This is a genomic window from Sphingomonas sp. (assembly GCF_035910975.1).
In the GTDB taxonomy this organism is placed as follows: Bacteria; Pseudomonadota; Alphaproteobacteria; order Sphingomonadales; family Sphingomonadaceae; genus Sphingomonas.
This window is the reverse complement of sequence record NZ_JAMHWM010000039.1, coordinates 58170-73484: the sequence shown is the minus strand read 5'-3', so window position 1 is coordinate 73484 and position 15315 is coordinate 58170. Positions and strand designations below refer to the sequence as shown.

Annotated in this window: 10 protein-coding genes; 7 read left to right on the top strand and 3 right to left on the bottom strand. The window is 69.7% G+C overall.

From position 1 onward, the window contains the following. Positions 1-68: 68 nt before the first annotated feature. From VYI76_RS13625 to VYI76_RS13615, 3 genes are read left to right on the top strand one after another with little or no spacing between them, the layout of a single operon-like run. Entirely contained in the window at positions 69-1031 is a 963-nt protein-coding gene (locus tag VYI76_RS13625) for a hypothetical protein (protein ID WP_326525343.1), read from the top strand. Next, entirely contained in the window at positions 1028-1516 is a 489-nt protein-coding gene (locus VYI76_RS13620; RefSeq protein ID WP_326525342.1) for a DUF2141 domain-containing protein, read from the top strand. Before VYI76_RS13625 ends, VYI76_RS13620 begins: the two co-directional genes overlap by 4 nt. After that, on the top strand, positions 1516-2694 hold the full coding sequence (locus VYI76_RS13615; protein WP_326525341.1) for a glycosyltransferase: 1179 nt from the start codon (positions 1516-1518) through the stop codon (positions 2692-2694). Before VYI76_RS13620 ends, VYI76_RS13615 begins: the two co-directional genes overlap by 1 nt. Here the strand turns inward: VYI76_RS13615 and VYI76_RS13610 are convergent. Next, a complete protein-coding gene (locus VYI76_RS13610; RefSeq protein ID WP_326525340.1) occupies positions 2652-4100 on the bottom strand; it encodes a DUF2029 domain-containing protein in 1449 nt (482 codons plus the stop codon). The genes VYI76_RS13615 and VYI76_RS13610 overlap by 43 nt on opposite strands. Before the next feature lie 71 nt (positions 4101-4171). On the opposite strand from VYI76_RS13610, the gene VYI76_RS13605 reads away from it, so the two are divergent. Continuing rightward, positions 4172-5788 (top strand): alkaline phosphatase D family protein, encoded by a 1617-nt coding sequence (locus tag VYI76_RS13605; RefSeq protein WP_326525339.1) that lies wholly within the window; start codon positions 4172-4174, stop codon positions 5786-5788. 12 nt (positions 5789-5800) lie between these two features. Here VYI76_RS13605 and VYI76_RS13600 read toward each other — a convergent pair whose 3' ends face one another. Continuing rightward, the gene (locus VYI76_RS13600; RefSeq protein ID WP_326525338.1) at positions 5801-8083 is read right to left on the bottom strand and encodes a ribonuclease R family protein; all 2283 of its coding nucleotides are present in this window, start codon (positions 8081-8083) and stop codon (positions 5801-5803) included. A 51-nt stretch (positions 8084-8134) separates the two neighbouring features. Here VYI76_RS13600 and glpD point away from each other — a divergent pair, with 51 nt between their 5' ends. Continuing rightward, positions 8135-9256, top strand: a complete 1122-nt coding sequence (gene glpD / locus VYI76_RS13595; RefSeq protein ID WP_326525337.1) for a glycerol-3-phosphate dehydrogenase — start codon at positions 8135-8137, stop codon at positions 9254-9256. 81 nt (positions 9257-9337) lie between these two features. On the opposite strand, the gene VYI76_RS13590 is transcribed toward glpD, so the two are convergent. Then, positions 9338-10861, bottom strand: coding sequence for a fumarate hydratase (locus VYI76_RS13590; RefSeq protein ID WP_326525336.1), 1524 nt, complete (start codon positions 10859-10861; stop codon positions 9338-9340). A 131-nt stretch (positions 10862-10992) separates the two neighbouring features. On the opposite strand from VYI76_RS13590, the gene VYI76_RS13585 reads away from it, so the two are divergent. Together VYI76_RS13585 and ligA are read left to right on the top strand one after the other, a co-directional pair. Then, complete coding sequence (locus VYI76_RS13585) at positions 10993-13068, top strand: putative bifunctional diguanylate cyclase/phosphodiesterase (protein ID WP_326525721.1); 2076 nt, start codon at positions 10993-10995, stop codon at positions 13066-13068. A gap of 36 nt (positions 13069-13104) precedes the next feature. Next, positions 13105-15237 (top strand): NAD-dependent DNA ligase LigA, encoded by a 2133-nt coding sequence (gene ligA, locus VYI76_RS13580; RefSeq protein WP_326525335.1) that lies wholly within the window; start codon positions 13105-13107, stop codon positions 15235-15237. Positions 15238-15315 lie beyond the last annotated feature (78 nt).

Genomic DNA, 15315 nt, shown 5'->3' with positions numbered 1-15315 from the left:
GCGATTTGCGCCACGTGGGCGTGCCCGGCTATGGGCGCGCGCGGCCCGTCGCGGGGTGGTGAGTGAGTGTGAACGGCGTGAATCCAGCCAGCCTTTCCCCGGGAACGGTCCCGACGATCGCCGATTCGGCGCGCGGCGTGGCCGGCGAGATCGCCGCGCTGGAGCCGATCGATCGCGCGCGCCGGCGCTGGCCGATACTACTTGCCGGCGCGATCACGATGCTGATGCTCGCCGGGCTGGCGCGCGAGCTGCTGGATCACGGCCTTGCCGCATTGTGGAGCCATGTACCGTCCAGCCCGGCATTCTACCTCGCCTTCGCGCTGCTCTACATGTCGCCGCCGACCTTTGACTGGCTGATCTTCCGGCGGCTGTGGGGCCTGCCCGCCGCCGGTCTCGCCGCGCTGGTGCGCAAGCGCGTCGCGAACGAGGTCGTCGTCGGCTATTCGGGCGATGCCTATTTCTATCTGTGGGCACGCGCGCGCCTGAAGATGGTCGCGGCGCCGTTCGGCGCGGTCAAGGACGTGACGATCCTGTCGGCGATCGCCGGCAACCTGATCACGCTGGCGATGCTCGCGCTGGCGCTGCCGATCGCGCGGGGGCTGCTGACGCCCGACCAGTTCCGCATGGTCGCGGGATCGGCGGCGGTGACGCTCGCGATATCGCTGCCGTTCCTGATCTTCTCGCGCCGGGTTTTCTCGCTGCCGCGCCCGACGCTCCGGTGGGTGTTCTCGATGCACTGCGCGCGGCTGGCGTTCGGATCGGCGATGATCGCGTTCGCCTGGCATTTCGCGATGCCGGACGTGTCGCTGGGCATGTGGCTGTTCCTGGCCGCCGCACGACTGCTCGTCTCGCGGCTGCCGCTGGTGCCCAACAAGGACCTGCTGTTCGCCAACTTCGCGATCCTGCTGATCGGGCAGGGCGAGGCGCTGTCGGACATGATCGCCTTCACCGCCGCGCTGACGCTGGCCGTCCATGTCGCGGTGATGGCGCTGTTCGGCCTCCACGCGATCGTCGCGAGGACGCGGCCGTGATCCTGATCGCCGCCCTGATCGCCGCGCAGAGCGTCAACGCCGACGATAGCGATGCCTGCCGCACCGGACAGGGGCCGGCGATCAGCGTGGCGGTGACGGGCCTGAAGGACCGCACCGGTCGGCTGAAGCTAGAACTCTATCCCGCGACCGAGGCCGATTTCCTGAAGGACGACCGCGATCTTGTGCGCGAGGGTAAGACCTTCCGCCGCACCTGGGCGGCGACGCCCGCATCGGGGCCGGTCACCCTGTGCATACGCGCGCCCGCGCCGGGTCGCTACGCGCTGCTGTTCACCCATGACCGCGACGGGAAGAACAAGTTCAATTTCTGGCGCGACGGCGCGGGCTTCGTCGGCGACGCGCGGCTGGGGCGCAGCCGGCCGAAACTGGCGCAGGCGGTGGTGACGGTCGGCCCCGGCATCACCAGCGTGTCGATTCGCGCGCAATATCTGCGCGGCCTGGGCTTCGCGCCGCTGGAGGCGCGCTGATGCGGATCGTCGACGTCAACGAATTCTACTCGCCCACCGGCGGCGGCGTGCGCACCTACCTCGATCGCAAGATGGCGGTGCTGGCCGAGATGGGCCACGAACTGATCGTGATCGCACCCGGCCGTGCCGACGCGGTGGAGGACCGCCCCGGCGGCGGCCGCATCCACTGGGTGAAGGCGCCGCGCCTGCCGTTCGATCGCAGCTATGGCCTGTTCTGGGATGCGGAACCGGTGACGCGGCTGCTCGACATGCTCGATCCCGATGTGGTCGAGACGTCGTCGCCGTGGCGCCCGGCTTGGATCGTCGGCAACTGGCAGGGCCGCGCGCTCAAGGTGTTCTTCGCGCACAACGACAATATGGCCGCCTATGCCGCGCGCTGGCTGGAGGGCGTGGCGGATACCCCGCGGGTCGAGCGCTGGTTCGCCTGGTACACGCGCTACATGGGGCGCTTCCTCGCGCGGTTCGACCGGTTCGTGACCAACGGCGCCGAACTCGCGAGGCGGCACGAGCGACGTGGGCTGAATGTCGATGCCGCCATGCCGCTGGGGATCGAGCGCGGGCATTTCTCGCCAGCCTTGCGGGACGAGCGACTGCGCGCCGCGCTGCTCGATCAATGCGGGCTGCCCGACAGCGCGACCCTGCTGCTCGGCGTCGGGCGACATCATCCGGAGAAGCGCTGGCCGACGGTGATCGACGCCGTCGAGCGCGTCGGCGGGTCCGCGCCGGTCGGGCTGGTCCTGCTCGGCGACGGGGTGGACCGCGAGGTGCTGACCAGGCGGGTCGCCGACAGCCCGCACATCCGCCTGTTCCGCCCGGTCCACGACCGGCCGCGCTTCGCCCGGATCATGGCGAGCGCCGACGCGCTGGTACACGGATCGGACGCCGAGCCGTTCGGGCTGGTCGCTCTGGAGGCCGTCGCCTCGGGCCTGCCGCTGATCGTGCCGGACGAGGGCGGTGCGGCCGATATCGCGCGGCCGCCGTTCGCCGAGACCTATCGCGCGCGCGACGCGGTATCGTGCGCCGGCGCGATCCGCCGGCTGCTGCGGCGCGACCGGGCGATCCTGCGCGCGGCGGCGCGGCACGCCTCGGGCCAGGTGATGACCGATCGCGACCACGCGGCGATGCTGGTCGATTACTACCGTGAGGCGATCGAGGGGCGGCGCGCGCTCGCCGCATAGAGCCGCAGCCGCGCGCCGGGCGGGCCGATCCGGCGCCAGCCGCGCGCGATCGCCCAGTCCTCCAGCACGCGATCGATGCCCGCATTGCCGCTGGTCCAGCCGCCCTCGCCGCCGACCAGGATGAAATCGGGCGGGTCGCGCTCGAAGGCCGCGCCGATCCGTGCGCGTGAGACCAGGTGCAGCCGCCGTTCCACCGCGCCGTCGAGCAATCCGGTGCTGCGGAAATAGAAGGGGCCGGTGGCGAAGCGCGGATCGGGCGCCAGCGCGCGCGGCAGATATTGCGGCGAGAGCGTCGCCACCCGGCCCGACAGCCCGAGCGCGGCAAGCGCACGCGTCTCGCGGTGCGCGGTCATCAGCCCGTCACGGCTGGTCGCGGCGACCAGCGATGGCGCGAGTCCCGCGAGCGCAAACACGCCCATCGCGATCCGCCACCCCCGCGACGGCGGCGCCGCCTGCCAGCGCAACGCCAGCAGCACGAACAGCGGCGGCAGCGCGGGGAGCAGATACTGCCGCCACGTCGGCGCCGGCAGCAGCGCGGCGATCGCGCCCGCCGCGAACAGCCAGACCAGGACGCCGCCCGCGCGCTGCCCCCGCGCCAGATACGCCAGCGCAACGATCGCCGGGCCAAGGGCGAGGAATTTCGCGGTATCGAGCGCCTTCGCCCCCCACGACAGCTTCCACGCGCGACCCTCGGCGAGATAATATTCGGCCGGCGCGCGGGCGGGGAATGTAACGGTTCCGAACCAGAAGCCCTCTGGCGCGATCGTCCACAGCCACAGCATGAAGCCAAGCGCCGGCATCGCACCGATCGCGATCCACCCGGGGCGATGCCGGCGATCGAGCAGCGCGTAGAGGCCGTACGCGGCGGCGGGCAGCGCGTAGGAGATTTTCGCCGTCGCCGCACCCGCGAGCAGCAGCCCGGCGAGCATCGCCGAGGTCCGCGTGCCCTCCCCTCGCCCGGCCCGCAGGATCGGGATCAGCGCCAGCGCCAGCAGCGCGGCCGGCAGCGCGTCGTTGCGCGCGGTCCCGGCGGAGAACAGCAGGATGTCGCATGCCGCGAGCAGCCCGGCCGCCGCCGTCGCCGTCCGGTGCGTGACGCCGGCCTCACGCATCGCCCGCCAGCAGGCGATAACCACCGTCGCGCCGAACAGCGCGTTGACGATCCTGAGCGCGGCCCAGCTCCAGTCGCCGGCCAGCGCCGCCACCGGCGCCAGCACGAACGGCTGGAGCGGCGTCTGGAGATAGGCGAAGTCGCGGTATGGCAGCAGCCCGTCGGCGACGAGCCGCGCCGCCGCGACATACTGGCTCTCGTCATGGTCGAGCCCGCGCAGGCACGCCAGCAGCACGAAGGCGGCAGCGAGCGCGAGCGCAGAAGCGTGCGGTGTTGGACGGGCGAGGCGGGTCATTCGTCCGACCGACTATCGTGTGGGCCCGCCCCTGTCACGAAGCCGCCATTGTTGCCCACGACAAGGGGCATATGACCCTCTCCATCGATCGTCGCCAGCTCGTCGCCACCGGAATGTTCGGCCTGGCCGCGCTGGCGATCCCCGGCATCGCCGCCGCGCAGGCCCTGTTCGCCGCCACCGGCTTCACCCACAATGTCGCGAGCGGGGAGCCGGGCGCGCATTCGGTGCTGCTATGGACGCGCTACGTCCCTGCCCACGGCGGTGAAGCGCGGGTGCGCGTCGAACTGTCGGAAACCGGCGATTTCACGAAGATCGCCGGGGGCGGGGAACTTGTGACGGGGCCGTGGCGCGATCACTGCGTGAAGATCACCGTCGCCGGGCTGAAGCCGGGAACGCGCTACCATTATCGGTTCATCGCCGGCGATGGCGCGATCTCGCCGGTCGGCCGCACCCGCACGCTTCCGCTGTCGGCGCGGCGGCTGAAGCTGGCGGTGTTCAGTTGTTCGAACATCGGGTTCGGCTGGTTCAACGCCTATGCCCATGCCGCCGCATCGGACTGTGATTTCGCGGTCCATCTGGGCGATTATTTCTACGAACACGCGCCGGGCCAGTATCCGGTCAAGGCGGAGATGGTGGCCGGGCGCGACATGCTGCCCACACACGAGATACTGAGCCTGACCGACTATCGCCTGCGCTATGCTAGCTACCGCGCCGATCCCGACCTGCAGGCGCTCCATGCGGCGATGCCGATGATCGCGATCCAGGACGATCACGAATCGGCCAACAACAGCTGGGAAGGCGGTGCGCAGAACCACCAGGCGAACGAAGGCGAATGGTGGGTGCGTCGCGCGGCCGCGATCCAGGCGTGGCGCGAATGGATGCCGGTCGGCGATCAGCCCTGGGCCAGCTACGACATCGGCGGGCTGATGAGCCTGCACCGCACCGACACGCGGCTGCTCGCGCGGTCGCAGGGGCCGGAACTGACCGGCGAGATGCGCGGCGACCCGGCACTGCTGAAGGCGTTCGTCGATGGCGCGTGGCGCGATCCCGCGCGCACCATGATGGGCAGCGAGCAGGAGGCGTGGCTGGCCTCAGCGATGGCAGCCTCGTCGCGTGCGGGCCGGCGCTGGCAGGTGGTGGCGTTCGGCACCAACATGGGCTTCCAGAAGACGCCGGAGGCCGCGCTCGATTTCGTGCCGTCGGTGCCCGACTGGGCGCAGGCGGGTTTCCGCAACCGCGTCGCGCTGGGGCGTGCCGGGCTGCCGCAGGAACTCGACAACTGGGGCGGCTATCCGGCTGCGCGGTCGCGCTTCCTCGCCTCCGCACAGGGCCTCGCGGCGGACACTATCGTCATCTCGGGCGACAGCCACAATGCGTGGGCGTACGAGCTGGCCGAAGGCGGCCGCGCGGCGGCGGTGGAGTTCGGCGTCACCTCCGTCACCTCCGGCGGCCTGGAATCGGCGACGCGCGGGGTGTCGCCAGAGGTGGTGGCGCGGACCATCGTCGCCGGCAACCCGGAACTCAGATGGGCCGACACGTCGGGGCGCGGCTATATGCAGCTCACCCTGACGCCGCAGAGCGCGGTCAACGACTGGCTGTTCTGGAATTCGGTCGCCGTCCGAAAGCCCGTCCCCGACCGACAGACCCGCGCCCAGGCGCCGCGCGGCAGGCGTCGAATCCTGATCTAGGGAGCGGCCGCGCTACCGCTTCCTGCCCTGATGGCGGATGTTGGCGGGCCGGCCGCGCCGCTTCAGGACGCGCGGCGGCCGGCCCCGGCGATCCTCATGGGCGCCTGCCGATCCCTTGCCGTCGGGCAGCTCGAAACGCAGCGCCCCCGACACCGGATTGGCCTCCGCTAGCCGCAGTTGCAGCCGCTGGCCCACCGCGAACTCGGTGCCGCTATGTTCGCCGATCAGTCGCTGCGCGGCTTCGTCCCAGCGGAAATATTCGCTGCCCAGGTCGCGCGCCGGGACCAGCCCGTCGCCGCCCACGCCCTCCACCGTGGCGAAGAAGCCGAACGACTGCACGCCGGTGATCCGGGCCTCCATCACCTCGCCGACATGCTGGGAGAGATAGGCGGCGACATAGCGGTCGACCGTCTCGCGCTCCGCCTCCATCGCGCGGCGCTCCAGCGCACTGATCGCCTCGCCGATCCGCTCGAAATTGCTCGCTTCGTCCGCCGTCAGTCCGCCCGGCCCCAGCCTGTATCCCTCGACCAGCGCGCGGTGGACCATCAGGTCGGCATAGCGGCGGATCGGCGAGGTGAAGTGCGCATAGCTGCCCAGCGCGAGGCCGAAATGCCCGGCATTCTGCGGCCCGTAATAGGCCTGGGTTTGGGTGCGCAGCACCTGTTCCATCGCCTGAGGCCGGAAATCGCTGTCGCCAACCTTTTCCAGCAGGCGGTTGAACGTCGCCGGCCGGATCACCTGGCCCAGCGCGAATTCTATACCCAGCGTCTTCAGATAGTCCTTCAGCGCGACCAGCTTCTCGCGCGCGGGCGGTTCGTGGACGCGGTACATCACCGGCATCTTCTTCGCTTCCAGCGCCTTGGCGGCGGCGACGTTGGCGGCGATCATATAATCCTCGATCAGCTTGTGCGCGTCGAGCCGCTCGCGCGGTGCCACCGACAGGATGCGCCCCTGTTCGTCGAGCGCGATGCGGCGTTCGGGCAGGTCGAGATCAAGCGGTTCGCGATCGTCCCGCGCGGCGTTCAGCGCGCGCCAGCAGGCCCAGAGGGGGACGAGCGAAGCCTCCACCAACTCGTCATCCCAGCGAAAGCTGGGATCTCTCGCGGCAGGCGCTTCGCCGGCGGCCTGAGGCCCCAGCTTTCGCTGGGGCGACATGTGATGGTCGATCGCCGCCTGTGCGTCCTCATAGGCGATGTTCGCCGCCAGCCGCACCACCGCGCGCGAGAAGCGCCAGCTTTCGATTTGGCCTTTGGCGGAAATCTTCAGGTGACACGCCAGCGCCGCGCGGTCGACGCCTTCTTTCAGCGAACACACGTCGGCCGACAGGATTTCAGGCAGCATCGGCACGACGCGATCGGGGAAATACACCGAATTGCCGCGCTTCCTGGCCTCCTTGTCGAGCAGCGATCCGGGGCGGACGTAGAAGCTGACGTCGGCGATCGCGACGATCGCGTCCCAGCCGCCGTCGTCGTTCGGCTGCGCCCACACCGCATCGTCATGGTCGCGCGCATCGACCGGATCGATCGCGACGATCGGCAGATGGCGCAGATCCTCGCGGTCGTCGCCGAGAGGAAGCGCGGCCACCCGCTTCGCCTCGTCGAGCAGTTCGCCTGAGAAGATATGCGGGATGCCATGCTTGTGGATCGCGATCATCGAGAAGCTGCGCGGCGCGAATGCCTCGCCCAGCCGCTCGACCACGCGCGCGGTGATGCGTGGCGGACGACCGGCACGTTCGGCGATCACCAGCTCGCCCGCTTCAGCCCCGCCGGCGTCCGACACCAGCCAGTCGCGCCGGTCCTTCTTGTCGAGGCCCATCAGGAACAGCTTGCCGCCTTCTTCGCGCAGCACGCCCATCAGATTGTCCTCGCCCTTCGGCAGGACCTTCATCGGATGCGCGATCCAGCCGCCCCCAATCTCCTCGGTGCGCGCCAGGATGCGCGCGCCGATGCCCAGCGCGCCGCGCTTGCGCTCCCTCACGCGCAGGCGGGGTTCAGGCACCCCTTCGGCCTCCCACCGCTCGGGCTGCGCCCAGACGTTACCGCCGTCGTCGACATCGACGATCCGCAGCACCGTCACTTTCGGCAGCCCCCCCATCTTGTGAAACGCGCGGCCGGGCGCCGAATCGATCAGCCCTTCGTCGGCCATGTCCTTGAGCAGCGCCTTCAGCGCGATCTTGTCCTGCGCGTGCAGGCCGAAGGCGCGGGCAATCTCGCGCTTGCCCGCTGGCTGGTCGCTGGTCGCGATGAAATCGAGGATCTGCTCGCGGGTCGGAAAACCCTGGGGACGCCTGGTCATCGCCGGGAGATAGGGGTTCGTGCCCGCGCCGTCACCCGCTATGCCGGCCATGTGACCTGGGACATGCTCATCGTCGGCGGCGGCATCAACGGCTGCGCGATCGCGCGCGAGGCGGCGCTGCACGGCCTGGGTGTGCTGCTGGTCGAACGCGATACACTCGCCGCGCATACCTCGTCCGCATCGTCAAAGCTGATCCACGGCGGGCTGCGCTACCTCGAATATCGCGATTTCAAGCTGGTGCGCGAGGCGGTCAAGGAACGCGCCCGGCTGCTGCGGCTCGCGCCGGGGCTGGTGCGGCCGGTGCCCTTTGTCCTGCCCCACGCCCATGCGCCGCGGCCGGCCTGGATGGTGCGGGCCGGATTGTGGCTCTACGACCGTATCGGCGGGGTGAGCGGCGTGCCGCGCGCGCGGGGGCTGCGCGCCGATGACGGCGCTTATCAAGCACCCTTCGCGAAGGGGATGCCGGGCTTCGTCTATTGGGACGCGATGGTCGACGACGCCGCGCTGACCTGCGCCTATGCCGCCGATGCCGTGATGAACGGCGCGGTGGTCCGCGAAGGCGTCGCGCTGACCGGCGCCCGGCGCGAAGGCGGCGAGTGGCGCGCGACGCTGTCGGATGGCGCGACGGTTTCCGCCCGGATGCTGGTCAACGCCGCGGGGCCGTGGGTCGCCGACCTGCTCGGCACGATCGGGGTAAGGGGCAAGGCCGGTGTACGTCTGGTCAAGGGCAGCCACATCACCGTGCCGCGCCTGTATCAGGGCGACCACGCCTATCTGCTCCAGCAGCCCGATCGCCGGGTGGTATTCGCCTTCCCGTGGCGGGGCGAGACCGCGATCGGCACGACGGATGTCCCGGTCGCTACCCCGGCCGATCCAGTGATCTCGCCCGAGGAAGCGGGGTATCTCCGCGCCGCTGCCAACCGGTATTTCGCGCGGAACATCACGCCCGGCGACGTCACCGGCAGCTGGTCGGGCATCCGCGCGCTCTACGACGACGGCGCGAGCGAGGCGCGGGCGGTGACACGCGACTATGTGCTGGAGGTGGATCGCGACGGCCCGCCGCTGCTCAGCGTGTTCGGCGGCAAGATCACCACCGCGCGCGCCCTTGCCGAGGACGCACTGGCGAAGCTGGGATACCCCGACCCAGTCAGCCGCGACCGCCCGATCGGCTAGGGCCGATCGACATTTCGCCGGATTTGTACATCTCGCCGCCGCCAGGATCCGGCTACGACGAATGTCGATACAACCTGGGGCTCACGCCCGCTCGAGCAGGCCTTCCTTCGCGATCTTCTCGCGCCACACCAGCGGCGCGAGCGTGTGGACGTTCTGCCCATCGGCATCGACCGCGACGGTGACGGGGAAGTCCTGCACCTCGAACTCGTAGATCGCTTCCATGCCCAGATCGGCGAAGCCGACGACCTTCGATCCCTTGATCGCGCGGGCGACCAGATAGGCGGCGCCGCCCACCGCCATCAGATAGGCGGACTTGTGGTCCCTGATCGCCTCGGTCGCGGCGGGGCCGCGCTCGGCCTTGCCGACCATCGCCAGCAGGCCCTGTTCGAGCATCGTGCGGGTGAACTTGTCCATCCGGGTGGCGGTGGTGGGCCCGGCGGGGCCGACGACTTCCTCGCCCACCGGATCGACCGGCCCGACATAATAGATCACGCGGCCGGCGAACTCGACGGGCAGCGGCTCGCCCGCCGCCAGCATGTCGGCGATCCTTTTGTGCGCGGCGTCGCGTCCGGTCAGCATCTTCCCGTTCAGGAGCAGCCGGTCGCCCTGTTTCCAGCTCTGCACCACTTGCGGAGTCAGCGTGTCGAGATCGACGCGGATCGCGGCCTTGTCCGGCGTCCAGTTCACATCGGGCCACTCGTCGAGCTTCGGCGCCTCCAGGAACGCCGGGCCGGAGCCGTCGAGCGTGAAGTGCGCGTGGCGGGTCGCGGCGCAGTTGGGGATCATCGCCACCGGCTTGCCGGCGGCGTGGCACGGCGCGTCCTTGATCTTGACGTCGAGGATGGTCGACAGGCCACCCAGCCCCTGTGCGCCGATGCCCAGCGCGTTGACCGCATCGAAGATCTCCATGCGCAGCTTCTCGATGTCGCTGGCGGGGCCGCGCGCCTTGAGCTGGCCCATGTCGATCGGCTCCATCAGCGCCTGCTTCGCGAGCAGCACGCAATGTTCCGCCGTCCCGCCGATGCCGATGCCCAGCATGCCGGGTGGGCACCAGCCGGCGCCCATCTGGGGCAACATCTCCAGCACCCAGTCGACGATCGAATCCGACGGATTCATCATCTTGAACTTGGACTTGTTCTCGCTACCGCCGCCCTTGGCCGCGACATCGACCGACACCCTGGACCCCGGCACCATCGTGACGTGGAGCACCGACGGCGTATTGTCCTTCGTGTTGCGCCGGGTGAACGCCGGGTCGGCGAGCACCGACGCGCGCAGCTTGTTCTCGGGGTGGAGATAGGCGCGCCGCACGCCTTCATCGACGACATCCTGCAACGACCGCGAGGTATCGTCGAACACGCAGTCCATGCCCCATTCGACGAAGACGTTGACGATGCCGGTATCCTGGCAGATCGGCCGGTGCCCTTCGGCGCACATCCGGCTGTTGGTCAGGATCTGCGCGATCGCGTCCTTCGCGGCCGGCGACGCCTCCGCCTCATAGGCCGCGCCCAGCGCGCGGATATAGTCCATCGGGTGATAGTAGCTGATGAACTGGAGCGCGTCGGCGACGCTTTCGATCAGGTCGGCGGTGCGGATCATGGTGGCCATGGCCCGACGCGTTAGGCGGCGCGCCGGCGAACGGCAATGCCGCCGCAATTTTCGGTCGGAGCGGGGCGGGAGGGCCGACGCACAGGAGGAATATCTTAATCGGTGCGCCCTAGGCATCCGTCGTGGCCAGCATGATCCAATCCCTGCGCAGCATCGGCGGCAACGTGCGCCGCCTGGCGAACACCGTCGAACCCGCCGCCGACGATGAACTGCGTCACGGCGCGCTGGCGATGAAGCTGGTCCGCGAGTTCGAGGAGCGGGGATCGGGCTGGTTCTGGCAGAGCGATCGCGAAGGCCGTGTGACCTATCTGTCGGAAAAGGTCGCCGCCCAGGTCGCGGCCGGCGGCGGCACCGCGACCGGCCAGATCCTCACCAGCCTGTTCCAGATCGACAGCGAATCGCCGGACACCGAACGCACGCTGGGCTTCCACCTGTCGTCACGCACCTCATTCTCCGAATATTCGGTGCGGCCGGTGCTGGGCGACCAGTCGCGCTGGTGGTCGATCTCCGGCCGTCCGATGATCGACGAGGTCGGCAACTTCCAGGGCTTCATCGGTTTCGGCAGCGACCTGACCGAAAAGCGCCGGTCGGAGGCGGAAATCACGCGGCTGGCGCTGTTCGACGGGCTGACCGGCCTGGCCAACCGTCAGCGCATGCGGCTGTCGCTCGATCAGACGCTGGCGCAGACCGTCACCTCGCACCGCGCCGTTTCGCTGCTGCTGCTCGATCTCGACCGGTTCAAGGCGGTCAACGACACGCTCGGCCACCAGACCGGCGACGAACTGCTCAAGCAGGTCGGCCAGCGGCTGACCCGCGCGGTCGGCGACGCCGGTCTGGTCGGGCGGCTGGGCGGCGACGAATTCAAGGTCGTGCTGCCGGGCGAGAATGACCGCGAGCGGCTGGCGGAACTGTCGACCAACATCATCACCGCGCTGTCGCAGCCCTATTTCATCGGCGGGTCGTCGATTTCGATCGGCTGCTCGATCGGCATCGCCATCGCGCCGGATGACGGCGACAATTCCGAAACGCTGATCCGCAACGCCGATCTGGCGCTCTACGCCGGCAAGGCGGAGGGGCGCGGCGTGCACCGCTTCTACCGCGAGGAACTGCTGGCCGAGGCGCAGAGCCGCAAGCAGCTCGAGGACGATCTGCGTCACGCACTGACCGGCAACCAGTTCCACCTCGTCTACCAGCCGATCGTGTCGACCCGCGACGAAAGCGTCGTCGGCTATGAGACGCTGCTGCGCTGGGACCATCCGACGAAGGGCGCGATCAGCCCGGTCGATTTCATCCCGATCGCCGAGGATTCGGGAATGATCGAACCGATCGGCGAATGGGTGCTGCGCACCGCCTGCGCCGATGCCGCCGCCTGGCCGGAGCATATCCGCGTCGCCGTCAACGTCTCGCCGATCCAGTTCGCCAACCCCGCTCTGCCCGCGATCGTGGCCAGCACGCTGGCCAGTTCGGGGATCGCGCCTTCGCGGCTGGAGCTGGAGATCACCGAGAGCGTGTTCGTCAACGACAGCGTCTCTTCGGAAAAGATGTTCGCCAGCCTGAAGGGCCTTGGCGTGCGCCTCAGCCTCGATGATTTCGGCACCGGCTATTCGTCGCTCGGCTATCTGAAGAAGGCGCCGTTCGACAAGATCAAGATCGACCAGAGCTTCGTGCGCGGCGCCGCGGTGGCCGGCAATCGCAACGCCGCGATCGTCAGGGCGATCGTGACGCTTGCCGACACGCTGGGCATGGAGACGACGGCTGAAGGGGTGGAGACGCAGGACGAGATCACGCTGATCGCGGAACTGGGCTGCACCAGCATCCAGGGCTGGGTCTATGGCAAGGCGATGCCTGCGGCGGAGGTGCTGGCACGGGCGGCGAAAGGCGAGACCCGCGCGGCCGCGATCGGCCACCGCGTCAGCCGCGCCAATCGGGTCAAGATGCTGCGCTGGGCACAGCTGGAGATCGGGCGGTCGCGCGGCGATGTGCGGATTCGCAACCTGTCCGCCAGCGGCGCGATGATCGACGGCATCGAATTTCCCACCGACGCGGCGGGTAAGCCGATTCGCATCGAACTGACCGATGGCTGGTTCGTCGACGCGACGCTGCGCTGGGCGACGGAGGGGCGCGCCGGCATCGAGTTCGTCCAGTCGGTGAACCTCGACCAGCTCAACGCGCCCAAGACGCGCAGCCTTCGGCGATCGCGCACTTGATCGCCGGGCGCGGCGACCCTACCCCTCGCCCGCCTCATGACCGCACCGCCGCCGACCGCCGAAACCGATGCCGCCGCCGAGCTGGAGACCCTCGCGCGCGCGATCGCGCATCACAACCGGCTGTACCATACCGACGACGCGCCGGAGATCAGCGACGCCGCCTATGACGCGCTGGTCCGGCGCAATGCCGCGATAGAGGCGGCGTTCCCCGCACTGGTCCGCGCCGACAGCCCGAGCCGGAGCGTCGGCGCCGCCCCCGCCGCGCACCTGACCAAGGTGGCGCACGCGCGGCCGATGATGAGCCTCGACAACGCCTTTTCCGATACGGACGTTGCCGAGTTCGTCGCGCGGGTGCGGCGCTGGTTGAAGCTCGATCACGATGCGCCGGTGGCGCTCACCGCCGAACCCAAGATCGACGGCCTGTCCTGTTCGCTGCGGTACGAGGATCGCCGGCTGGTCCAGGCGCTGACGCGCGGCGACGGCACGGTGGGCGAGGATGTGACGGCCAACGTCCGCACCATTTCCGACGTGCCCCAGGCGCTGCCCGCCGACGCGCCCGCCGTGTTCGAGGTGCGCGGCGAGGTCTATATGGCGAAGGCCGATTTCGCCGCGCTCAATGCCCGCCTGCTCGCCGAGGCGGAGGGTACGGGCAAGGACGCGCGCCAGTTCGCCAACCCGCGCAACGCCGCCGCCGGATCGCTGCGCCAGAAGGACGCCGCCGTCACCGCCAGCCGGCCGCTGCGCTTCCTCGCCCACGGTTGGGGCGAGGCGGAGGCGCTGCCCGACACGACACAGGCCCGGGTCGTCGCCGCGCTGCGCGGCTGGGGATTCCCGATCGCCGACGCCTTCACCCGCTGCGAGACGGTCGATGCCGCGCTCGCGGTCTATGCGGCGATCGAGGCGCGGCGCGCCGACCTGCCGTTCGACATCGACGGCGTCGTCTACAAGGTCGACCGACTTGACTGGCAGACGCGCCTCGGCAGCGTCGGCCGCGCGCCGCGCTGGGCGATCGCCCACAAGTTCCCGGCCGAACGCGCGCAGACCACGCTGGAACGGATCGACATCCAGGTCGGCCGCACCGGCAAGCTCACCCCGGTCGCCCGGCTCGATCCGGTGACGGTCGGCGGCGTCGTCGTGTCCAACGCGACGCTGCACAACGCCGACGAGATCGCCCGGCTGGGCGTGCGCGAGGGCGACCGCGTGGTGATCCAGCGCGCGGGCGACGTCATCCCGCAGATCGTCGAGAACCTGACCCGCGACGTCGATCGCCCTGCCTATGCCTTCCCCGATCATTGCCCCGAATGCGGCAGCGAGGCGGTGGCGGAGGAGGGCGAGGTCGATATCCGCTGCACCGGCGGCCTGATCTGCCCGGCGCAGCGGCTGGAGCGGCTGAAGCACTTCGTCAGCCGCGGCGCGCTCGACATCGACGGGCTGGGCGAAAAGACCTTGGTCGAGTTCATCGATCTCGGCTGGATCGCCGAGCCCGCCGATATCTTCCGCCTCGCCGCGCACCGCGACGCGCTGATCGGGCGCGAGGGCTGGCAGGCCAAATCGGTCGATGCGCTGTTCGCCGCGATCGAGGCGAAGCGCGCACCCGACGCCGCGCGGCTGCTGTTCGGCCTGGGCATCCGCCACGTGGGCATCGTCACCGCGCGCGACCTGCTCAGGCGCTATGCGACACCGGGCGCGATCGAGGACCTGGCCTCCGGGCTCATCGCCCTGCGCGACGCGACCGGGCCGGCCCTCGGCGAGGACACGCGCAAGTTCGGCAACCGCCTCGACAAGGCGATCGCGGAACGGATCGGCGTGGAGAATGTCGGCGCCGCCGTGGGGCACGCGCTGATCGACTTTTTCCATGAAACGAACAATCGCCGCGTCTGGGACGACCTGCTGGGCGAGGTGACGCCCCCGCCCTTCCTGGTCGAGACGCGCGCGTCGCGGGTCAGCGGCAAGACGGTGGTGTTCACCGGCACGCTGGAGACGATGAGCCGCGACGAGGCCAAGGCGCAGGCCGAGGCGCTGGGCGCGCGCGTCGCCGGATCGGTATCGGCAAAGACCGACCTCGTCGTCGCCGGCGCCAACGCCGGGTCCAAGCTGAAGAAGGCCGCCGAACTCGGCATCGAGGTGGTCGACGAGGCGGGCTGGCGGGCGATCCACGCGGACGCGTGACGTCGCCCGAGTGATGCTTTTTTGCAACGCAACATAACCAAGAGTCCGTCGTGACTCGACGACTCGACGCGTCGTCAT

Bases quoted from the DNA above. Each gene is read 5' to 3' on its own strand.
- VYI76_RS13605 (WP_326525339.1), top strand. From the start codon at position 4,172: ATGACCCTCTCCATCGATCGTCGCCAGCTCGTCGCCACCGGAATGTTC.
- VYI76_RS13615 (WP_326525341.1), top strand. From the start codon at position 1,516: ATGCGGATCGTCGACGTCAACGAATTCTACTCGCCCACCGGCGGCGGC.
- VYI76_RS13600 (WP_326525338.1), bottom strand. From the start codon at position 8,083: ATGACCAGGCGTCCCCAGGGTTTTCCGACCCGCGAGCAGATCCTCGAT.
- VYI76_RS13590 (WP_326525336.1), bottom strand. From the start codon at position 10,861: ATGGCCACCATGATCCGCACCGCCGACCTGATCGAAAGCGTCGCCGAC.
- ligA (WP_326525335.1), top strand. From the start codon at position 13,105: ATGACCGCACCGCCGCCGACCGCCGAAACCGATGCCGCCGCCGAGCTG.
- VYI76_RS13610 (WP_326525340.1), bottom strand. From the start codon at position 4,100: ATGACCCGCCTCGCCCGTCCAACACCGCACGCTTCTGCGCTCGCGCTC.
- VYI76_RS13585 (WP_326525721.1), top strand. From the start codon at position 10,993: ATGATCCAATCCCTGCGCAGCATCGGCGGCAACGTGCGCCGCCTGGCG.